Source organism: Bacillus sp. Root131, assembly GCF_001429475.1.
In the GTDB taxonomy this organism is placed as follows: Bacteria; Bacillota; Bacilli; order Bacillales; family Bacillaceae_G; genus Bacillus_A; species Bacillus_A thuringiensis_S.
Genome location: NZ_LMJQ01000011.1, coordinates 29,829 through 52,188 on the forward strand (window position 1 = coordinate 29,829; position 22,360 = coordinate 52,188).

The window sequence follows — 22,360 nt, forward strand, 5'->3', positions numbered from 1 at the left end:
ATACCACCATTAGTGGTTTTATATATAGTTTTGGCTCGGTAGCTCAGTCGGTAGAGCAGAGGACTGAAAATCCTCGTGTCGGCGGTTCGATTCCGTCCCGAGCCACTCTCAGGATATTAAGTGGGCCCACTTAATATCCTTTTTATTTATGTAATTTTACAAAACTGAGTAGTTATTTTAAAATAGAACGAGGAGCCTCTAGCAGTTGAAGCTAGAGGTTTTTCTATAGATCGTATAGGATGCCGTGTAAAAGTGGATCATACATGAGTCTATGAGAATAGAGGAGAAAATACTTAAACAAAGGATGCGGTCATATAGGACATACTATGTAAACATCGATATGTTTAGGGATTATTGACCATATTTTTATAAGGAGGAAATAGACGATGATGGGAAAGAAAATTTTAGTAGTTGATGATGAAAAGCCGATTGCAGATATTTTGAAGTTTAATCTAGAAAAAGAAGGTTTTGAAATAGTAATGGCGCATGATGGTGATGAAGCAATTGAAAAAGCTAATGAAGAACAACCAGATATGGTTTTATTAGATATTATGCTACCGGGTAAAGATGGATTAGAGGTTTGCCGTGAAATACGTAAAAGTTCAGAAATGCCGATTATTATGCTTACAGCAAAGGACTCTGAGATTGATAAAGTATTAGGGCTTGAGCTTGGGGCAGATGATTATGTAACGAAGCCATTTAGTACGAGGGAATTACTTGCTCGTGTGAAGGCGAATTTACGCCGTCATCAACAAGGTGGTTCTGCAGAAAAAGAAGAAAATACAGAAATGGTTATTGGACCAATTGTTATTAATCCAAATGCATATAGTGTAACGAAGCGCGAGGAAAATATCGAGCTTACACATCGTGAATTTGAGTTGCTACATTATTTAGCGAAACATTTAGGACAAGTTATGACACGCGAACATTTATTACAAACAGTTTGGGGTTATGACTATTTTGGAGATGTGCGCACAGTAGACGTAACAGTACGTCGTTTGCGTGAAAAAATTGAAGATAATCCAAGCCATCCTACTTTAATTGTAACTAGACGTGGAGTAGGGTATTACTTGCGTGACCCAGAGCAGGAATAGTATATGAAGAAAGTTGGTTTTTTTCAATCTATTCATTTAAAATTTGTGCTTATATATATGCTATTAATATTAATAGCGATGCAAGTTATTGGGGTTTATTTCGTAAGGGAATTAGAGAAGAGCCTAGTACAAGGTTTTAGGGATTCTTTAACGCAGCAAACAAACTTATTATCATATAACTTGAAACAAGAGTTTAAAAAAAGTTATACAAAAGCAGAAACAGAGTCAACAGATGAAACCATTAAAACTTCTATTCGAAAATTTGCCTCTGATCAAAAGAAAGTTATACAAGAGGTAAGTGTATTTGATTCGCATAGAAAGTTATTGGCTATTTCAGATGAATCAAAGCAGAATAAGGTGAATAGAACATCAACTGATATAGCTGTTCAGCGAGTGTTAGTACAAAAAAAGCCAGAAGTGAAAATTGAGAAGGATGGTAGTACAGGCCATCGTGTTCAAGTTATGCTTACTCCGATTCTAGATGATAATGGCAAGGATGCGCTTGGTGTTATATACATCGTTGCATCTATGGAAGATGTATATAAACAAATGAAGGATATAAATCAAATTTTTGCTACGGGAACAGTAATTGCCTTATTAGTAACGGCCGTACTTGGGATTTTATTGGCTCAAACAATTACAAGACCAATTTCAGATATGCGGAGACAAGCAATCGAAATGGCAAAAGGAAATTATTCGAGAAAAGTAAAAGTGCATAGCCATGATGAAATTGGACAACTGGCATTATCCTTCAATAATTTATCAAAAAAATTACAACAAGCTCGTTCTTCTACAGAAAGTGAAAGGCGTAAATTATCATCCGTTTTATCACATATGACAGATGGAGTAATTGCTACTGACCGAAAAGGGGATATTATTTTACTAAATGACCCTGCGGAAAAGATGTTAAATGTTTCTCGTGAAACAGCGCTCGATCAATCTGTTTTAGAGGTATTAGGGATACAGGAAGAATTTACGCTCGATCATTTATATGAAGAGCCAGATTCTGTGTTATTAGATTTTAGTACGAGAAACGAACCATATATTTTACGTGCTAGTTTCTCTGTTATTCAAAAAGAAACAGGGAAGGCCAATGGCTTAATTGCTGTACTATATGATGTAACAGAGCAGGAGCGTATAGAAGGGGAACGCCGTGAGTTTGTGGCGAATGTCTCTCATGAATTAAGGACGCCATTAACGACGATGCGCAGTTATTTAGAGGCACTTACAGATGGAGCGTGGCAGGATCCGAATATTGCACCACAATTTTTAACGGTTACACAAGAAGAAACAGAAAGAATGATTAGACTTGTAAATGCGTTGTTACAGCTATCTAAACTTGATAGTACAGAGCACCGTTTAATGAAAGAATGGGTCGACTTTACTGATTTCTTTAATAATGTTATTGATCGCTTTGAAATGTCTAAAGAGCAAAATGTAAGTTTCAAACGATCTTTCTCTAAAAAATCTAGGTTTATTGATATGGATACTGACAAAATTACTCAAGTGCTGTATAACATTATTTCTAACGCATTAAAGTATTCACCAGAAGGTGGAACAGTAACATATCGCTTACGTGATCGCGGTGATTTATTAGAAATTAGCGTAAGTGACCAAGGAATGGGTATTCCAAAAGAAAACGTTGATAAAATCTTTGAACGTTTTTATCGCGTAGATAAAGCTCGTTCAAGACAAATGGGTGGTACGGGACTTGGATTAGCAATTGCAAAAGAAATGATTGAGGCACATGGTGGCTCTATTTGGGCGAAGAGTGAAGAAGGAAAAGGGACAACTATTTATTTCACGTTACCAATGGCAGCAGATGAAGAGGACGATTGGGAATGAGTATGGAAAACTTTAAAACAATAGTTTTAATTAACCTAGTCGTAATTAGCCTATTTCTTACTTTTAACCTATGGACGTATGTGCCAGATTCTACATCCATGCAAAACGCGAAATTTGTACAGGGCAATGAAGGAACGAATCAAACTAAAATTGCCGATGTTGTCCGTCCTACTTCTATCATCGTGCATAAAGATAAAAATCATTATGGGAGCAGAAGAGAGGCAGATATAGAATCAATCTATAAGCCTCTGGAAGTAGGGGAACTACATGAGTTTAGAGAGATATCAATCACTAAGGGTGATTTCCTGTCCTATGTGCATGGTGAAGGGAAAATTGAACTTGTTTTCCCTACCGATATCCCATTTGATGCAGTTAAATCCATGTTTAACATGAAAGAGAAAGGTACAGATAAGCCTAAACATTTTAATCGTATTCTTATTGATCCTTCTAGAAGTAAGGATCAAGAAATTAAAATTAACTTTGTTTCTGATGGTGATAACTTTAAAATATATGAGGCAAAATTAAGTGGCGTGTATTTAAAAGATATTGTAAATGCCCAAAATCAATTTATATTATCAGCAAAGCCTTATTTTGATTATCAAATCAATGATATGAAAAAGTTATTTTTACCAGATGGAACGACAGAGTTAAACAATATAACATATATCTCATCTAATTTAGCAGTGGATACGTTTAAGAATGCTCTGTTTAGTGATCCTCGTTATTTAAGTCCAATTACTGAGATATCGAAAGAAACATTTACAGATGGTATTAGATCTATGGAAATTGAAGACGATCTTCACATGCTAAAGTATAAAAACTCTTCTGTCTTAACTGAGAAAACGATAGATAATTTAATGCTGTTACAAAAAAGCTTTGAATTTGTAAGTGGTCACAGTGGAAGTTTGGATTCATATCGTTTGGACTATATGAATAAAGGAGAGACAGTGTTTCGCTTACATGAAGATGGATATTCCGTATTCAATACAGATGGATTAGCTGAATTGAGACAAAAATGGGGATCAGAAGAAGTAATGGAATATGAAAGACCGTTGCTGTCTTTAAATACTAAAGGCATAGAACAGAAGGTTACTCTTCCGTCAGGGCATGTTGTAATAGCATCTCTAGAAAATAATCCAGAGATAAAGAAACAAGTAATTAAGGATATTGGTATTGGATACAAGTTATCACTAGATGGACAAGTAGTTCGACTACAACCAATTTGGTATGTAAAGCTTGTTGAAGGTGAAACAGGTAAACAGAAAATCTATGAGTGGAGTGAGGGGGGACTAAATGGATTGGGATCGGATTAAAACCATATTTATTGTGACCTTTTTTGTTTTGGACCTCTTTCTCATTTTTCAATTCATTCAAAAGCAAGATAGTAATCAATTGGAGCTTATTGCAGAAACAAAGATAGATCAAGAATTAAAGGCAAACAAAATTACTATAGGGAATATCCCTAAGGAACCGAAAAAAGAGTCGTTTATTAGAGCGGAAAATAAAGCCTTTAAAGAAGATGATATACAGTCTTTGAAAAATCAAACGGCGCATATACAAAATATGTACAAGATAGAAAGTAAGCTAAAAGAGCCTTTTTTAAATACGAAATCATTATCAAAAGATAAGTATAATGAATTTTTGAAGAACTATGTATTGGATGGACAAAAGTATGAATTTGGAGCGGTGAAAGACTCTAAAATTTATTTCTTCCAAAAATATAAAGATAAGCCTATTTTCTATAATAATCAGGCGATGATTGTTGTGGAATTAAATGAAAAAAATGAACTTGTTTCATATACGCAGACAATGCTAACTGATTTAAAAGAAATGGGCGAAGGTGAAAAAACGAAAGAGCAAGAAATTATTACGGCTCAAACAGCTTTAGAAAATTTGTATTTAAAAAATAAAATTCATGGAAATACGCATGTTAAAGAAGCACAAATTGGCTATGCCACTCTTACCGCATCTACTTCTAATAACCAAGTACTTGCTCCAACGTGGAATTTAAAAACGGAGCAGAAACAGGACTTCTTTGTGAATGCAATTGAAGGACAAGTTATGGAATTAGGGGAAAAGGAAAATCAAGTGGTTGATGAACATACTGGAGTGAGAAAGAATGGGGTTGCATTTTAGCGTACTTGCAAGTGGAAGTACAGGAAATATGCTATACGTAGGAACCGATGAAAAAAAATTACTAGTCGATGCAGGTTTAAGTGGTAAAGCGACAGAGGCTTTATTTAAACAAGCAGAACTGAATATAAATGATGTATCAGGTATTCTTGTAACACATGAGCATAGTGATCATATTAAAGGGTTAGGTGTATTGGCGCGTAAATATGATTTACCCGTTTATGCGAATGAGAAAACATGGAATGCAATGGAACATTTAATAGGAAATATCCCAACTGAGCAAAAATTCATTTTCTCAGTTGGGGATGTGAAAACATTTGGTGATATTGAAGTCGAATCATTTGGAGTTTCTCATGATGCGGCAGAACCGATGTTTTATGCTTTCCATAACAATAATAGGAAATTAGCACTTATTACAGATACGGGATACGTAAGTGACCGTATGAAGGGCGTTATTAAGGGAGCTAATGCTTTCGTATTTGAAAGTAATCATGATGTGGAAATGCTTCGTATGGGACGTTACCCATGGAGCATTAAACGACGTATTTTAAGCGACGTTGGGCATGTTTGTAATGAAGATGCTGCATTAGCAATGGCAGATGTAATTACAGATGAGACAAAGCATATTTATTTAGCCCATTTAAGCTTAGATAATAACATGAAAGAACTAGCTCGTATGTCAGTATCACAAGTACTAGAGGAAAAAGGATTTGGAGTGGGTGAATCCTTTGAAATTCACGATACAGATCCAAAAATGCCTACAAAAATTCAATACGTATAATTCTTCATTTTAGTAAACAATAAAGGTGAATATAGTTGTTTTCAGGAAGATGGGTGAACAAATATGTCCTTTATTGATGAAGAAAATTATCGTATGAAACGTGCAGGGAAAAAGAAGCATAAAGGTATAGTTCTTTCTAGTATAGCGGGAACAATTGTAGGAGCTTCTTTATTTGCGTTTGGAGCTCCTTTATTTTCAAATTCTGCTGATACGCTTCCGCAAGCTGAAGCAAGCGGAAGTAATATGGCCGAAGCTCAAGGAATTAAACAGATTAGCTTTGTAGATGCTGTTGACCGTGCATCTGAAGCTGTTGTGGGCGTTATTAACATTCAACGAGATAACTTTTCAGAGGCAGATTCAGAGGCTGGTACAGGATCAGGAGTAATTTATAAAAAGACAAATGGTCAAGCTTATATTGTAACGAATAATCATGTTGTAGCTGGAGCGAATCGTATTGAAGTAAGTTTAAGTGACGGTAAGAAGGTTCCTGGAAAAGTATTAGGAACCGATGTAGTCACAGATTTAGCTGTATTAGAAATAGATGCAAAGCATGTGAAAAAAATAATTGAAATCGGCGATTCTAATACTGTTCGCAGAGGAGAGCCAGTCATTGCGATTGGAAATCCACTCGGACTGCAATTCTCTGGAACTGTTACACAAGGTATTATTTCAGCTAATGAACGTATTGTCCCTGTAGATTTAGATCAAGATGGACACTATGATTGGCAAGTAGAAGTGTTACAAACGGATGCGGCGATTAATCCGGGGAATAGTGGCGGTGCGCTTGTAAATGCAGCAGGACAATTAATTGGTATTAATTCAATGAAAATTGCTGCAAAAGAAGTAGAAGGAATCGGACTTGCTATTCCGGTGACTAGGGCTGTTCCGATTATGAATGAACTTGAGAAGTATGGAAAAGTAAGAAGGCCGTATGTTGGGATTGAACTTAGGTCATTAAATGAAATTCCAAACTATTATTGGTCAAAAACATTACATTTACCAGGTACTGTAACAGAAGGAGTTTGTATTTTGGATGTGAAAAGTCCTTCGCCAGGCGCAGATGCTGGTTTAAGAGAACATGATGTTATTGTGGCAGTAGATGGAAAACCGATTCGCGATATTATTGGATTCCGCACGGCCTTATATGATAAGGAAATTAATGATAAAATGACTCTTACGTTTTATCGTGGTACAAAAAGAGTAACAACAACAGTGAAATTAGGCATTCAAAAGTATTAAAAACAGGAGGGCCTACCTCCTGTTTTCTATTGTAGAAAAGTGAGGTGAAGAAAATGAATTTACCTTGTTGTTTAGAACATGTTGAATTAGCGTTAGATATTATTGTGGATGAGTGTGAAGTTGCGCCGGTTATCAACAATGTGGATAACTCAGAAAAAGAGAAAAAAACATGTGAATTTTGTCAAAATGAGGCGACATATGTTGTATCGAACACAGATTCTCACACAATATGTGGGTAGTGTTTGTGGATATGTGGATAAGTTTTGTGGATAACATGTTTGTAAGGTGGATGATACGTGTGAATATCTCGATTATTTCAATTGGGAAATTAAAAGAAAAATATTTGAAACAAGGTATAGCAGAATACTTAAAACGATTATCAGCATACGCAAAAGTAGAAGTAATTGAATTGCCCGATGAAAAGGCGCCAGAAAATTTAAGTGAAGCAGAAATGTTAATTGTAAAGGAAAAAGAAGGTATACGTATACTGGATAAAATTTCTGATGACACGCATGTGATTGCATTAGCTATAGAAGGAAAGCAAAAGTCATCAGAAGAATTTGCGGTAAGTCTAGATCGCCTTGCTACATACGGAAAGAGTAAAGTCGCATTTGTAATTGGTGGATCACTCGGACTAAGTTCAGAAGTGATGAAGCGTTCAAACGAATCACTTTCTTTTTCAAAGATGACATTACCACACCAATTAATGCGATTAGTATTGCTTGAACAAGTGTATAGAGCGTTTCGGATTAATCGTGGGGAACCGTATCACAAGTGATGGTAAACATGAAAGTGGAATTTTTAGAACAAATAAGAAAACAAGTGAAACCATAGAGAATTAAGATAGATTTTTGACAGATAAACGAAATGTTTTTTTGTTACAGTTATGGATTATCCCTGTTTAAAATTGCAATGAAAGAGTTATGCTGTATATATATTTTATTATTATTAGTCAATCTTTTACCTTATAATGAGGATAAGATAAAAGAATTGTATAAAGTTATACAAAGTTCAAAAAGGTGGTACAAAAATGAGTTCATTATTAAATATTATTGAAAAGTTTCAGTATAGGGAAGATTTCTTTTTAAATACTGAGGATTTACCTGAGAAATTAATAAATAAATTATTAAAATGGTATGATGGAAATCCTTATAATAAGTCAGATAAAAGAATAAAAGATGCATTTCATATTCTTTCATGGTGCTATGATAAATCAGATATAGATTATTTACCTCGAGATATGAGAGCGAAGCGATTTGAAGCAGCAGCACAGGCTTTAAACATATCTCATGAAAAATTAGTAAAACTTTTTAATTCTCATACAAAAGTTTTGTTCCCTAGTCCAAAAGAAACAAAGATAATTGCAGTTGAAGGTATTGATGGTAGTGGAAAAACAGTTCAAATGTCTTTGCTAGAGAAACAGCTTAAGGAAAAGGATAAAAATGTAATAATTAAATCCTTCCCTGTGTACGATAGCTTTTTTGGGAAAAATATTGGACAATTTTTATCTGGAAACGAAGAGGTTAATGCAAACAATGTAGATCCTAAATCAATGTCTTTATGGTATGCTTTGGATAGATGGAAAGAATTTGAAAACTCTAATTATATTAATTGTGATTATTTATTATTGAATCGATTTACACTTTCAAGTGCTGTATACCAAAGCTCTAGGGTAAAACCAGAATTAAGAGAAGAATTTATACAATGGATATTTGAGTTAGAGCATTCCCAATTAGGATTACCTGCCCCAGATTTATACATAGTTTTCGATCTTAATACAGAAACTTCTAAAAAAAATGTATCAAATAAAGGGTTTCGGGATTATGTAGGAGAAAAAGCGGATGTATATGAAGAATCTGCTGATATAATGAGTAATGCAAGGGGAATTTATCAAGATTTAGCGAAAAAATATAATAACATTGTTATTATTAATTGTTTGGACGAAAACAACAAGATGAAAACACCAGAAGAAATCAATCAAATTGTGATGAAGGTGATAGAAGATGGGGAGTATTAAGTACGATTCAGATTTAAACGAGTTTTATAGTTCAAGTAGTGATGAAGTATCAATTTTACCACAAATTATATGGCATATTACGGACAGGTGTTTTTTATCCTGTCCTTATTGTTTTGCAACAAAAACTGGTAGAGAGACGGAACTGGATAAGATTGATGATTCTATGGAAGTATTTAAGAAACTTGGGGTTCAAAAAATAGATATTGCAGGCGGTGACCCGCTAACTTATTCACATTTAGATGTAATTTGTAATGCACTTTCTAAATTAGGTATCCAAATGACACTGACAACAAGTGGTGTAGGGAAAAAAGATGTTAAAGAGTGGTTAATTAATAATGCAGAGATATTTAGTTGGATATTAATATCTATAGATGCCCCAACTGCCGAACAACATGATGCTTTAAGAAGAAAGGTAGGAACATTCGAGCAATTAAATAATTTAATAGGGGATTTAAAGAAAAAGCAATATGAAAATATAAGAATAAACACTGTGATAACTAAATTATTTCTTGATGAAGAGATTGTAGAGCAGTTTATAGAGTTAATAGAGTTAATCCAACCAAAAGAGTGGTGTCTAATCCAGCCACATCCAGCAAATAAAAAAGAAAAATATGATGAATATGCAACAAGTGATAAGGAATATGAGGGGGTAGTACGGAATATTCAAGAGAAAATTATGGAAAGGTCTTCTTATAATACGAATATTACGTTAAGATATAATCACAACTATTCTAAATATTGGGTCTTATATCCTAATGGAAAGTTAAAACAGCACACTGAAAATAGTGAAGATCGATTTGGTTTTGAATTTATTCCTAAAAATATCAATAAGATTAAGGAATATGTAGAAGAATATGGTGTATGGCTACCAATGAAGAAAGAAGGAATATAACATGACAAACGTTGAAAAAGTATTAATTGAAAATGTCCAAGAAAATGAATTTGTATCAGATTTACTAAAAGGATTAGAACAGGCCTTACGTAGCGAGACGAGTTCAATTGAAGTGCAAAAAAAAATTCAAGAAAATGCAAAAGGTGAAATAATAACGGCCATTGTTGTAGGTTTAGCAACTAACTTAATTTATGATTATCTAAAGTCAATCCTTAAAATGGATAAACAGCGTGAAGATTATAATGTTAATATTACAATTAAAATTGAAGGTAAAGAATACTCACTTGAGGAAATTGAAAAAAAATAGAATTGCAGGTTAGGAGAAATGAACTATTTAATATCAGTTGGGATTAAAAAGTGTAGAGAAGAGTCAATTGGGGAAATTCCTTGTGCCTATGATGATGCTAATTTAATATATGAAACTCTAAAAAATATTTTAGATACAGATTTCTCAGACAGCCAGAGTATTTGTTTAACAGGACCAAACCTTAAAGAGTTTTCGTCTGTAGTAAAAATGCTAAAAAGAAATTTAGATGAATCAGACAATTTAATCATCTATTTTAGTGGACACGGTGATTTATTAGATAGAGATGAATTGGTCTTATTATTTAGTGATGCTGATGATGGGGAAGAAGGAAGATATAATTTATTACAATTAAAGCAAGACTTACGTCAAGCGAAATTTCAAACTATTTTAATACTCGATTGTTGTTATTCAGGTGCGGGTCTAAGCATTGCTAATAGTACAAATATATTTAGCAATGACAAAATTTCTGTATTGGCTTCAAGTAGTCCATTTAATAGAGCTACGTTTGATGCAGAAGGAAGTATATTCACTAGATCTTTGTGTAATATTCTTAATGGTCTAAATGAATCAGGTAGATTGATTTCGTTGCGTATTTTGGCAGAAGAAATACGAAAAACTGGAAATAAGTGCTATGTAAATATTTCAAATGGTTCACCTGATAATATATTAGTTAATCCCACTATGCTTATTGAGGATAATGAGGATTTTAAAAAAAGGTTTTTAATGAGAATTAAAGAAGTGGATACTACTACTAGGGAAATGCACTGGTATTATTTAATGGACTTACCTGAGATAACAAAATTTGAGGTGTTAAATAGTTACTTTGCAGAAGAGATAAGTGAACCTCATTGGCTAGTGAGGAGGGCAATTGGTTCCGTAATTAGTGAATTCAAGAATTTCAAAATGAAAGAATCTATTATTTTGAATTTATTACGTTCAAGGGACTGGATGGCCCAATGTATTGGTCTTATAGGTGCACGTAGAAGTCTCGATCACGAATCAATTAGGGATGAAGTAAAAAGTATTCTTTTAAGTGATACTCAAATTGATGCAATATGGCTTGCTAATCTATACTTATCAGATTATGGGGATTTGGATATAGATAGTGTTTTATCTTCCTCGCTTTCAAATACACCGTGGGGTGTGCTTGATATATGGATAAGATACTCAGGAAAGATAGATAGGCATAGTCTTTTAGAAAAGATTAAAGAAACAGTAGATAAATCACTGCTTACACCATTATTTATTCATATGTACTTTGAAAGTGGGCATATAGAAGATGAAGAGCTATTAGGGCCAATTAGAAATAGTAAACTAATACCTTTCCTGTATGAACTTAAGAAAAGGGGCGAGACAAAATCTGCAAAACAGAAATGGTTATTCTCTTCCTTATATGGTAACTGGAGAGATCAATTAGATTTAAAATTACGTAATTTTTTCTATTATGCTCGTGATGGAGAAGTACATACTGAGTTAGAATTAGCTTCAAATTTACCGTTAGTAGAGATGAGAATGGCAATATTCCAATATGTAACAATATACCCAGATTCAAAATATTATGACTGCTTAAAATGGGGTATAAGTGATCCACATCCTTGGGTTAAAAGAACTGCTATACGTGCTTTGCAGGAGCAGCCAACCTTGTTAAGGGAGGCTTTTCAGGAAGGAATTAATGGTCAATTATATCCTGGTAAATTCGACTTTATTTTAGAAGCTATATCAATTGGTATTGATTGCAATGATTATACGGCTCAGCATACTCTAAGTAGAAATGAGGAAGAGAGTATAAAATGGGCTACTCAGAACATTATGAAGGAAAGAAGAATATCAATTTAATTGGATGTAATTCTGATTTCTGACCTGGGGAGTAACTAACAAACGGTATAAGAATTGAAAGCCCATGATAGTATAATTTTCATGGGCTTTCCTAGATGGAAAGTTTAATTAGTTTTAGCCTTTTTGTTAATCTTTTTAACTTTGGTGGGCTTTTACAAATTTTTGAGTGACGAAGGAAAAAGTCACTTATCCATTCTAAATAAAAGAAATTCAAGTGAAAAATAAAGATTGGATTTAATATAAGTCATTTTTTAAAAAAGACTGAAAATTCATAAAAATAGGAAAGTAGATGATGATTACCAGATGTATGCATAAATAAGTTTACTAGTAGGATAGAAAAAGGGTGCTTTTATAAGGATAGGACAAAAACAGATGAAGGTGATTTGCAAATTTGGACTTCATGATGGTTGTACCATCATGGACTGCGGGTTATAAGGAATAATAGGATAAAGCACGAGAATAGGTTAAATTTCGACTTTAACAAAGAATGAGGACAAATATATATAACAGGAAAAAAATTATGAGATCGAACCAGCTCGTTGGGTTAAAGCTTATATTTTTTAATATGCATTTAAGTCATGATGATTTTAAAAAAATACTTAGAATACTTTATAAGATTATTATAGCCTATGAAGGATTTTTTGTACTAAATTGGTCAATATTGCTAAGATTACATATAATTTATAAGTACAATAAGTGTTAAATTTACTTAAGTATAAACATGAAGGGGAAATAACTGGTAATCGGTGGATAATAAAAGCTAAAATAAAATTGTTGTTGAAGGAAGGTCCTAGTGCATTAAACGTAAAAAATATATATTCAATATATATTTTTAGGGGGCCAATAATTTGCAAAAATGTGATCTGAAAGAAATGAACACGGTGCAAAAAGGATATTACGGGGAAGGTCTTGCGAAATTAAAATTTAGGCAGTATGGTTTTGAGGTTTTTAATACTGAGTTCAATAATAAAACTTTAGGGTTTAGAGTGAAGAGAAATAATGGTTATTATGATATTAAAGTAAGAACACGTATAGGGGGAGGGTATATATATTTTCCTAAAAAGGTAACCCCATTAAGGGATAATTTATTTGCTTTGTATGTCCTAATTAAAGAAAATAAAGACCCTGACTTTTATCTTATACCATCAATAGAATGGGAGAACCCTAATACTATTTTTAAAAGTTATGATTATAAGGAGGAGGGATTGCAGTCTGATCCAGAGTGGGGAATAAATATGTCGGGTAAGAATTTATTGAGAATGGAAAAATATCGTTTTGAAAAAGCGGTATTAAATATGATTTAAAAATCTAAGGTATTAGGTAATAACGTATAGATGTATGTGAAAAATTAGGACTATGAAATAAGTATAGAATAGAAAAAAATAAAGGGTTTTTGAATAGAGACTTCATGATGGTTATACCATCATGAGTAATGTTACAAATGATAAGGTAGGCAGAGCAAAGGAAAAAACATATTGAGATGCAGTTTGTTAGGTATTAAATACAAATATGAAAAAGAGAAAACTTACGAAATTAAGTAAGTTTGTTGTCCTAAAACTTATATTTGTCAGAGGACGTGAATGATGTCATACTATTGGTGTAGGATATATATTTATAAAAACTTAAAGTCAATTACAAACTTAAAAAAATTATTCACTTAAAGCACTTGATTGTCCATACAGGCAATAGGTGCTTTTTTGTATTTTGAAGTTAATGTTTTTGAAAGCAATATAATTCATAAGTGCAATAAGTATTAAGTTTTTATAATAAAGAATTCAAAAATGATAAAAAGGGTGATTATATGCTAGGGGTAGAAGTAACAATCGATAAGTTTGTTACGGAGTATAAAGATATTCCACATTCAGTATTTTTACATTTGTATATGATTGTAGCGCAGAAATATAAAGTAAGAAAAAAGACATACACAAGTTCATACGGACATGAAATATACATAAGGAAATATAATGGCGCATATATGTACTTGTATTATAAAAACCTTAGGGAAACGGATGGATATTTACACACCTTAAGGATAGAAACAAGACCAGATCATTATGCACAATTTCAAGAAATATTAGGAATGATAGTAGAGAAAGCAAGTCGAATAGAATTTGTAAGTTGTGACGTAGCGTATGATATACCAATAGGAATGGAAGAGGTAGTTGTAATACCAACAGATGTGCGTAGGAAAATGAGTCACTATGAGACAACCCGCTATTTTGGTAAACCCGAACAACGAAAGCAAAATGCATACTGTCGAATTTATGATAAGAGATTGGAATTAGAGCAGAATCAAGGTATTTATATAAAACATGATTTAAGTAGGGTAGAGATTGTGTATAAGGTCAGTGAGAAAGTATTGTTGAATGATATAGTAGAATACCCACCGAAACAGAATGAAAGTTATTTTGCGGCAGTGGTAACGGACTGGGAAGCTTTAAAAAGAAAACAAGTGGAGAGAATAATAAATTTGCGAGATGGAAAAGAGGCATATACACAATATGTGAGAAGAGGGATAAAAAAGAACCTTGCCAACCAGTATCGAGTGGACTTCGACGAGTTAGCAAGGAGGACTTGGGAAAAGTTAATAACAGGGCCTTGTTCAACTATACTTGGAATAGCATAATGAATTTCTTTTTATGTTAATGTAATTTAAGTATATTGTAATTATATGATTTTATTAGAGGGAAAACGACTATAAAGTAGGATATTGTGCAAATTTCTAGTTAGCTTATGTGGTTTGAATTAGATTGATGATTGAGAAAGAAAGGCATATTAATTTTAATATGCCTTTCCTTTGTGATTTTTAACTAACTTATAATAGCTTGTACGCAATGAATACAATTAAGGCTATATTAATTGCACCAAGGCTAGTAGCTATTGTATTTTTTAAGAGGTATTTACCTATTTTAGGAAATAAATTCGGAAATAAATAATTTGTTAGCATAAAAATAAGTGTTATTACTGGTAAGTATGTCATCATAATAAGTTTCTCCTTTAAGAATTGAGACTTTTATATTGATGCATTATAGTCATTTATCTCTCTCTTTTTAAGCCTTTGGGGCCATCTTTTTTTTAAAATTACACTATGATAAAAATGATAGGTTTACGAAACTAATGAGGGAATTAATGAAAGCTAAGCTATATGAAGAAGATGGTTTATTAGAAAAAATATTCGAGATACTTAATGATTTACGTGAACAATGCCGGAAACAATTGGAGGGCTTATGAGGTTATTTACTTAGTTTGTATGAACGTTTTAAATTGTTCAAGTGTAAAACCATTGCTTTGTTTTTAAAACACGATGCAAGGTGAATATAAACGTCATTCTTTAAAACACGTCTAGGCAGTCGTGTTTTTTCTTTTTTTATAAAAATTTTCAATTTTACTTAAAAAAATGAGATTCAATACTATAGGTACTTATGTAGTTAAAAAGAGAGGAGAATAATTAAATGAAACTTAATGTAATTGATATTCAACAAATTGAAGGCGATAAGAAGTTAAAAAGATTTTTAGAGAAGAGTGGTGAAGACCTAAAAGGATTGTCTAAATTAAAACTTAATACATATGTAATTACTAAAAATACCTTTAAGTGTTTAGGGGAAATGAATAAAAAACAAAGAAATCATCTTCTTTATGAGTTGAAATGTGTAGTTGAGTATATGAACCTTACTGAAGGAGAAATGTAATCATTTTGAAAATGGGGGTAGGCTTACTAAAGAATTTTTATAATTTATTACTTGCTATGTAAAAGCTAAAAGGAGAGATAACAGAATGAAAAAAGAAAAACCTTATTTTGACCCTTATGTTTTTCAAAAAGCACTAGAGGACGTGTGGCTTCCACCATATTCTAATCAAGTATTGAAACCATGGAATGTATCAGCAAAGCAGAAATTTCTATTTCGTGGATTTGAAAAAAAGGTAAAAAGGCATCTAGAGGAAGAACAGAAATTAATTAGAAATATTGTGAATGAAGAAATGAGTTATTATCTTTCTTGTGTAGAGGATTATATAAGACCAGATGAAGAGGACAGAAAAAGGTGGTTTGAGAAACTTAGAAGAGATCTTGAATTACCGCCTAATTATAAATTTGAATGAGCCATTATGGCTCTTTTTTTATAACTAGATTTAAAGGAATGTATAAAGAAATTGGGTTTCTAATAATGAAAACTTTAACGAAAAGCCTATAGTTCAATGGTTTAACTATTTATTTTGTATAAAGTATTGTAATTCTTTATATTAAATCGTACACTAAATTACAAATAAATGGAATTTTTTAGGAGGTTATATATGAAAGTAGTTGGATATGTACGAGTAAGTTCGGAATCACAAATTGAAAACACATCAATTGTTGAGCAAGAGGAACGAATACAAGCATATTGCAAGGCTCAAGGATGGGAACTAATAAAGATATTCAGAGATGAAGGTTTAAGTGGTAAACAAACTGAAAAGCGTGTAGGTTACAATGAAATGATTGAATATGTAAAAAGAACCACTGAAAATATAAAAGCAATTTTGGTACTGAAGTCAGATAGAATTCATCGTATGTTAAAGAACTTGCTTGTCATGATACAAGATGAGCTGAAACCTTTGGATATATCCTTTATTAGTGTTACAGAGATGTTTGATACAAGTTCACCACAAGGCATGATGTTTTTACAAATGATTGGTAGCTTTGCCGAATTTGAGAGAGAATTGATTTACCAACGTACAAAGGGTGGACGTATTAGCACAGCTAAAAACAATAAGTTTGCGGGTGGGGAGTTACCTTATGGATATGAAATTGTAGATGAGGGAGTCATAAAACATCAAACACAAGCATCGATTATAAAACGTATTTATCAAGATTACTTAGAAGGGCATTCGATGTATAAGATTGCAAAGAAACTAAATAATGAGGGAATAAGTCCTAAAAGAAGTACTAAATGGACATCACAAGGTATTAAGAACGTACTTTTAAATCAAGTGTATAAGGGAATTAAAATATATGACGGTAAAATCGAAAAAAACGGCATTGTACAAAAGGGAGTATTCCCTAGAATTGTTAGTTCTCAGCTTTGGAACTCGGTGAATGAGGTTATAAAAAAGAGGGGATATACACAGGAAATAAGGCATGAAAATATTAAGGGGGTACGCTTATATGAAGCTAAAGTGTCTAAGTGGTCATGACTTTATAGATAGTTTTGATAAATTTATTGAAGCACCTAAATTCAATAGGTTATTTATAAAAAGGTGGTTCATTGAAAATGACAATGGTTCAGGAGTCTATGTGATATTTAATAAGCAATTTGAGCCATTATATGTTGGCTGTTCTAAGGATTTAAAAACAAGATTGCCATCACATTTATATAAGGGTAAACGAAAATTAGAAGGATACTTTGATGAAGTGCTTTTTATAGGAATAAAATATACGCAAGGTGATCCAACAATATTAGAGCGTAAATACATAAAAAGGTTTGAACCACTTTTAAATCAGTATAGATACCTTTCTAGTTAATAAAAAACCATAAATCATAATATATATAAATTAAATTATAGATATGATTATGGAAACAAATAAAATATGAACTAACTTAAAAAATAAGCCACTTTTCTTATACATACTACTAGAAGATAAATAATTTATATGTTTTTTTAAAGGTATATAGTAAGGGTGGTAGATTTATGGAAAATAATCAATATGTAGCAGAGTTAAAAAAGAATGAAGCAATTAAAGTAATGGCACAGCTTATTAGAAAGTATATGAAGGAATTAACAAAAGAAGGATAGGATTAAATATTAAGGGAAGGGAAAAAAATGAATAAGAAGGTAAAGGCAGGAATTTATATAAGGGTATCAACAGAGGAGCAAAAACAAGGTCATTCATTAGAAGCACAAGAAAGCATGCTAAAGGAATTTGCAGATAGAAAGGGTTATGAAATATATGATGTATATAATGACGGTGGATATTCAGGAAAGAATTTTAATAGACCTGAAATTCAAAGGTTATTAAGGGATTTAAAGGATGATAAAATTGATGTGATTTTAGTATGGAAGGTTGATCGATTATCCCGTAATAATACTGATGTTATGTCACTAATAGATACTGAATTAACACCAAGGAAGAAGAATTTGATTATTACTTCTATTGATATGGATTCATCTTCACCGACAGGACATATGTTTATATCCTTACTTAGTACATTTGCAAGGTACGAAAGGGCAACTATTATAGATCGTGTAAAAGCAGGAATGCAAAAGAGAGCCGAAAAAGGCTACTGGAATGGTGGCTTAATTTTAGGATATGATTCAGTAGATAAAAAGTTAATTATTAATGAGAATGAGAGTGAAATTGTTAGAGAAATATTTCAACTTAGAGCAGAGGGGAAAGGGTATAAATTTATAGTTAATATCTTAAATGACAAGGGGATTAAAACTAAGACAGGTAAAAACTTCAGTATTCCAGCAATTAAAGTAATTGTTAATAATTATATATATAATGGTAAGATGGTATGGAAAAAACATCAAGACTGGAATACAAGGAGGAGAACAGGAAAGTCAGAGCCTATAATTGTAGAAGGTATACATGATGCTATTATAGACGAGGGGTTATGGACAAGGGTACAAAAAGTTAATGAGCTCCAAAAGAATTCATTCTCTTCTAATAGAAATTTTAATGGAAACTTTCTTTTAACTGGAATACTAAAATGCCCCAAATGCGGGGCGGGTACTGTTATGAGTAAAACAAAAAAGAGAAATAGTGATGATTACCATCTATATTATATGTGTCAAGCTTATCACAATAAGGGATCAAGTGTATGTAGCGCAAATTTAATAAGAAAAGACCAAGTTGAACAACAAGTATTAAATATAATATCACTTTTAGTGAATGAAAATGATATTATAAATGCATTGATAGATGAATTGAATAGTGATAATAATAAAACTAATGAGTCACATATAGCACATATAAAAATGTTAAAAAAACAACTTGGCAAAGCATATGACAAACGTAAAAAATTGGATAATGATTACTTTGAGGGAAATATAGAAGGTAGTACTTATAATCGATTAATGAACGAACTACAGTTAGATATTAATAAATTAAAAAGAAATGTTAGAGAATCTGAGAGTGAAATTATAAAAAATGACTCTACGATAAACAAAGAAGAAGTAATATATGCTCTTGGAAATTTTAATAAGCTCTTTAAGATAGTAAATGATGAAGAAAAAAAGTTACTTATAAGGTCTTTAATTAGAGAAGTTCAAATGGAAGCGAATCGGAAAGATGTAAAAGAAATAACCTTCTGGTTTTTACCCAGTAGTGTTTTACCATCTAATAAAGTGCGCAGAACCGTATCACAAGTGATAGTAAAGCGGAAATGGGAGATTGAAATTTGTTATTAGATACTCATTAAAGGATTGCTACCTATTTTTTAAAATTATGGAGATGTTGTATTAAAGTTTGAATAGGAATTATTAACAATTGTTTGGATTAGTAGCTTAAGATAAAATTGTAGAAAAGGGAACGTATTTTCGTTATGCTTATTTTTATAAAAGTTAAGTATAATTGATGCCCGAAAATAAAAAGGTATACTAAAATGTTCCTAAGAGGTGTTTTTAAATGATAGATTATAATGGTATTGAAAAAAGCTTTAATGTGCTTTATCCGGAAATTGAAAATGCAACATATTTAAGTCAAGTTAATTATTCAGATGAATTAAAAAGACCTTACCAACGTTGGTATAGGTATAAAGAGGGTTTTTCAGTTGAGCTTGTTAAAAGATTAATTAAAGAACAAGCTAAGAGATCAACAGGAACTATATTAGATCCATTTTCAGGTAGCGGGAGCACATTAATTGGTGCTAATGAATTAGGATATAAAGGACTAGGGTTTGAGGTTAATCCATTTTCTTACTTTTTAAGCAAAGTTAAATTAGAAAATTATACTTTAGGAGAAATTACGCTTTTTAAGAGCTTGTTTGAAAAGGTGTTAAATGAAGAAAATGGAATATTTCCGATGCCAAATTTATCTTTTGCTGATAAGGTTTTTAATAAAGAAGTACAGGATAAACTTATGTCGATTAAAAAAAATATAATTGACCTTGAAAATGAAGGTATAAATCCAAATGTTGTAAATTTATTGAAATTGGGTTGGTTATCTTCTATAGAAGAATTATCTAATTATAGAAAAGCTGGTAATGGATTAAAAAAAAGAAAGTTAAAGAATCCAATCGTACTAAATAAAGAGGACGTTTACTATAAACTGGATCATATTTATTCGAATATGTATACAGATCTTGAAACAAAGAAGGGTACGCGAAATATACAACTTATAAATCATACATGTATTGATATGGATAAATTTATTGAAGATAGTAGCGTTACAGGTGTTATTTTTTCTCCACCTTATGCTAATTGCTTCGACTATACTGAAATTTATAAGTTAGAGCTGTGGTTTGGGGGCTTTGTAGCAAACTATGAGGAAATGAGAACTCTTAAAAAATCTTCACTAAGGTCACATCTTAATGCTAATTTTAAAGAAGATATAGATAATGTTTATACAATTCCATTATTAGAAGATATATTAAGTGAATTGAAAGAAAAGAAACTGTGGGATAAAAAGATACCGATTATGTTGAAATTGTATTTCCATGATATGTTTAGAGTGATTGAAAAATGCTATTCAGCATTAGAACCAGGTGGTTTTTGTACTATTGTAGTAAGTAATTCTTCTTATGGAGGAATTGTGGTACCAACTGATTTATTGTTCTCAATTTTTGCGGAAAAGATAGGTTTTGAAGTAAGTAGAATTGAAGTTGCACGTTATATAATCACAAGCTCTCAACAATATAATATTACAAAGGAACAAAAAAACTTTTTAAGGGAAAGTGTTATATGTTTAAAGAAGAATTAGCTATTGAGAAAATGGAAGATGAAGTAGTAATAGAAGTTGAAAGCTTACCAATGTGTATAGAAAACGGAAAAACTTATGCAATAAAACAACCAAATCCCAATTCATATACACACGGTTATTTCAAATATCCATGTAAATTTATTCCGGAAATACCAAGATGGTTTATGAATAAGTACCTTGGGGAGGGAAAGGCAAGCATTTTAGACCCATTTAGTGGTAGCGGAACTACATTATTAGAATCCATTATAAATGGACATGATGCTTATGGAACAGAAATAGATAATTTTGCTAAGTTATTAATTAAGGTTAAGACGACTCCTTTAAAGTTACAAGAAATCAATGAAATAATCGATTGGCTAGAAAGAATAATTAAACAATATCAAGAATCTTATATGGATTATAAAAATCCTGTAGTTCCTCAAATAAACAACTTGTATCACTGGTTTTCAGAGCAAAATGTTCAAAAACTAGGTCTTATTAAAAATGAGATAAATGAATTGGAGAATTCAGCAATAATAGATTTTTTAAATGTATGTTTAGCAAGTTCAATTAGGAAATGTTCGAATGCTGATGATGTGTCTCCTAAGCCATATGTATCAAGTAAAATTGAAAAAGTACCTTCTGATCCCTTTATCGTGTTTCCTAATATTGTGAATAAATACTTAGCATATATGGAAGAATTTTTAAATTACACTCTAAGTAATAAGGTAGGAAAAGTAGAAATATTAGAGGGGGATGCTTTAAACATAAAGGCAAATTCAAAAATTGACGTAGCAATTACGTCGCCTCCTTATATAAATGCATTTGACTATGCTAGGACATTAAGATTAGAAAATTTATGGCTAGGCTTAGACTCCGAAGAAACAATTAAGGATAAGAAAAAATCTTATGTAGGTACTGAAAATATAACTACTAAAAAAGTAAAATCAGAATTAGATTTGTCAATTTTAGAACTAAGTAAGCAACTTAAGGAAGTATATTACGATATTGAAAAAATTGATCAAAAGAGGGCACTTATTGTTAAAAAGTTTTTTGAGGATATGCATAAGAACTTAATTGAGGTTTATAATGTGTTAGCAGAAGGTGGTAAATATTGTATTGTTATTGGAAATAGCAGTATAAGGAAAATTAATGTTGAAAGTTGGAGCATTATTTGTGATATAGCGAGAGTGATTGGATTTGAAATTGATACTTACTTTAGCTATATAATTAAAAATCACTATTTAAGAATTCCTAGAGGTAATAAGGGTGGGAAAATAAATAAAGATTTTGTATTTGTTTTAAAAAAGTCTACTTAATGTTAGTTGAGTAGACTTTTTT

General features: G+C 31.8%; 22 protein-coding genes and 1 tRNA gene. 22 read left to right on the top strand and 1 reads right to left on the bottom strand.

The window, feature by feature from the left end; genetic code table 11:
* The first annotated feature begins 32 nt into the window (after positions 1 to 32).
* From ASE54_RS20630 to ASE54_RS20700, 15 genes are all read left to right on the top strand, one after another.
* Positions 33 to 105, top strand: a tRNA-Phe gene (locus tag ASE54_RS20630).
* A 281-nt stretch (positions 106 to 386) separates the two neighbouring features.
* Positions 387 to 1,094 (top strand): cell wall metabolism DNA-binding response regulator WalR, encoded by a 708-nt coding sequence (gene walR / locus ASE54_RS20635; RefSeq protein ID WP_000971869.1) that lies wholly within the window; start codon positions 387 to 389, stop codon positions 1,092 to 1,094.
* A 3-nt stretch (positions 1,095 to 1,097) separates the two neighbouring features.
* Complete coding sequence (gene walK, locus ASE54_RS20640; RefSeq protein WP_000755366.1) at positions 1,098 to 2,939, top strand: cell wall metabolism sensor histidine kinase WalK; 1,842 nt, start codon at positions 1,098 to 1,100, stop codon at positions 2,937 to 2,939.
* The gene (gene yycH, locus ASE54_RS20645; protein WP_000061566.1) at positions 2,936 to 4,252 is read left to right on the top strand and encodes a two-component system activity regulator YycH; all 1,317 of its coding nucleotides are present in this window, start codon (positions 2,936 to 2,938) and stop codon (positions 4,250 to 4,252) included. Before walK ends, yycH begins: the two co-directional genes overlap by 4 nt.
* Positions 4,233 to 5,075 (top strand): two-component system regulatory protein YycI, encoded by an 843-nt coding sequence (locus tag ASE54_RS20650; protein ID WP_000383719.1) that lies wholly within the window; start codon positions 4,233 to 4,235, stop codon positions 5,073 to 5,075. The genes yycH and ASE54_RS20650 overlap by 20 nt, the downstream gene beginning before the upstream one ends.
* Entirely contained in the window at positions 5,059 to 5,853 is a 795-nt protein-coding gene (locus tag ASE54_RS20655; protein ID WP_000522837.1) for an MBL fold metallo-hydrolase, read from the top strand. Before ASE54_RS20650 ends, ASE54_RS20655 begins: the two co-directional genes overlap by 17 nt.
* Positions 5,854 to 5,916: 63 nt before the next feature.
* Entirely contained in the window at positions 5,917 to 7,092 is a 1,176-nt protein-coding gene (locus ASE54_RS20660; RefSeq protein ID WP_000008032.1) for a S1C family serine protease, read from the top strand.
* A gap of 53 nt (positions 7,093 to 7,145) precedes the next feature.
* Positions 7,146 to 7,331: a CxxH/CxxC protein gene (locus tag ASE54_RS20665; RefSeq protein WP_001052827.1), complete on the top strand. Its 186-nt coding sequence runs from the start codon at positions 7,146 to 7,148 to the stop codon at positions 7,329 to 7,331.
* Between the two features lie 59 nt (positions 7,332 to 7,390).
* A complete protein-coding gene (gene rlmH / locus ASE54_RS20670; protein WP_001027003.1) occupies positions 7,391 to 7,870 on the top strand; it encodes a 23S rRNA (pseudouridine(1915)-N(3))-methyltransferase RlmH in 480 nt (159 codons plus the stop codon).
* Between the two features lie 252 nt (positions 7,871 to 8,122).
* Positions 8,123 to 9,109, top strand: coding sequence for a thymidylate kinase (locus ASE54_RS20675; protein WP_000096686.1), 987 nt, complete (start codon positions 8,123 to 8,125; stop codon positions 9,107 to 9,109).
* Entirely contained in the window at positions 9,096 to 10,001 is a 906-nt protein-coding gene (locus ASE54_RS20680) for a radical SAM protein (protein WP_000534848.1), read from the top strand. The genes ASE54_RS20675 and ASE54_RS20680 overlap by 14 nt, the downstream gene beginning before the upstream one ends.
* 1 nt (position 10,002) lies before the next feature.
* On the top strand, positions 10,003 to 10,308 hold the full coding sequence (locus ASE54_RS20685) for a hypothetical protein (protein ID WP_000185982.1): 306 nt from the start codon (positions 10,003 to 10,005) through the stop codon (positions 10,306 to 10,308).
* 18 nt (positions 10,309 to 10,326) lie between these two features.
* Positions 10,327 to 12,144, top strand: a complete 1,818-nt coding sequence (locus tag ASE54_RS20690; protein ID WP_001108412.1) for a caspase family protein — start codon at positions 10,327 to 10,329, stop codon at positions 12,142 to 12,144.
* An 848-nt stretch (positions 12,145 to 12,992) separates the two neighbouring features.
* Positions 12,993 to 13,448, top strand: coding sequence for a hypothetical protein (locus ASE54_RS20695; RefSeq protein ID WP_001168002.1), 456 nt, complete (start codon positions 12,993 to 12,995; stop codon positions 13,446 to 13,448).
* Between the two features lie 497 nt (positions 13,449 to 13,945).
* A complete protein-coding gene (locus tag ASE54_RS20700) occupies positions 13,946 to 14,770 on the top strand; it encodes a hypothetical protein (protein WP_000901846.1) in 825 nt (274 codons plus the stop codon).
* A gap of 189 nt (positions 14,771 to 14,959) precedes the next feature.
* Here ASE54_RS20700 and ASE54_RS35895 read toward each other — a convergent pair whose 3' ends face one another.
* On the bottom strand, positions 14,960 to 15,127 hold the full coding sequence (locus ASE54_RS35895) for a hypothetical protein (protein ID WP_153587238.1): 168 nt from the start codon (positions 15,125 to 15,127) through the stop codon (positions 14,960 to 14,962).
* A gap of 469 nt (positions 15,128 to 15,596) precedes the next feature.
* Between ASE54_RS35895 and ASE54_RS20705 the strand changes: the two genes are divergently transcribed.
* From ASE54_RS20705 to ASE54_RS20735, 7 genes are all read left to right on the top strand, one after another.
* Complete coding sequence (locus ASE54_RS20705; protein ID WP_000775179.1) at positions 15,597 to 15,833, top strand: hypothetical protein; 237 nt, start codon at positions 15,597 to 15,599, stop codon at positions 15,831 to 15,833.
* A gap of 85 nt (positions 15,834 to 15,918) precedes the next feature.
* On the top strand, positions 15,919 to 16,242 hold the full coding sequence (locus ASE54_RS20710) for a hypothetical protein (protein WP_000711792.1): 324 nt from the start codon (positions 15,919 to 15,921) through the stop codon (positions 16,240 to 16,242).
* 192 nt (positions 16,243 to 16,434) lie between these two features.
* Positions 16,435 to 17,313 carry a recombinase family protein gene (locus ASE54_RS20715; protein WP_014895371.1) on the top strand — a complete coding sequence of 293 codons (879 nt, stop codon included), beginning with the start codon at positions 16,435 to 16,437 and terminating at the stop codon, positions 17,311 to 17,313.
* Positions 17,285 to 17,641 carry a GIY-YIG nuclease family protein gene (locus tag ASE54_RS20720; RefSeq protein ID WP_000767941.1) on the top strand — a complete coding sequence of 119 codons (357 nt, stop codon included), beginning with the start codon at positions 17,285 to 17,287 and terminating at the stop codon, positions 17,639 to 17,641. The genes ASE54_RS20715 and ASE54_RS20720 overlap by 29 nt, the downstream gene beginning before the upstream one ends.
* Before the next feature lie 299 nt (positions 17,642 to 17,940).
* Positions 17,941 to 19,530, top strand: a complete 1,590-nt coding sequence (locus ASE54_RS20725) for a recombinase family protein (RefSeq protein WP_001036909.1) — start codon at positions 17,941 to 17,943, stop codon at positions 19,528 to 19,530.
* 217 nt (positions 19,531 to 19,747) lie between these two features.
* Positions 19,748 to 21,040, top strand: a complete 1,293-nt coding sequence (locus ASE54_RS20730) for a DNA methyltransferase (protein ID WP_000568379.1) — start codon at positions 19,748 to 19,750, stop codon at positions 21,038 to 21,040.
* Positions 21,022 to 22,338, top strand: coding sequence for a modification methylase (locus ASE54_RS20735; RefSeq protein WP_000471796.1), 1,317 nt, complete (start codon positions 21,022 to 21,024; stop codon positions 22,336 to 22,338). The genes ASE54_RS20730 and ASE54_RS20735 overlap by 19 nt, the downstream gene beginning before the upstream one ends.
* Positions 22,339 to 22,360: the final 22 nt, after the last annotated feature.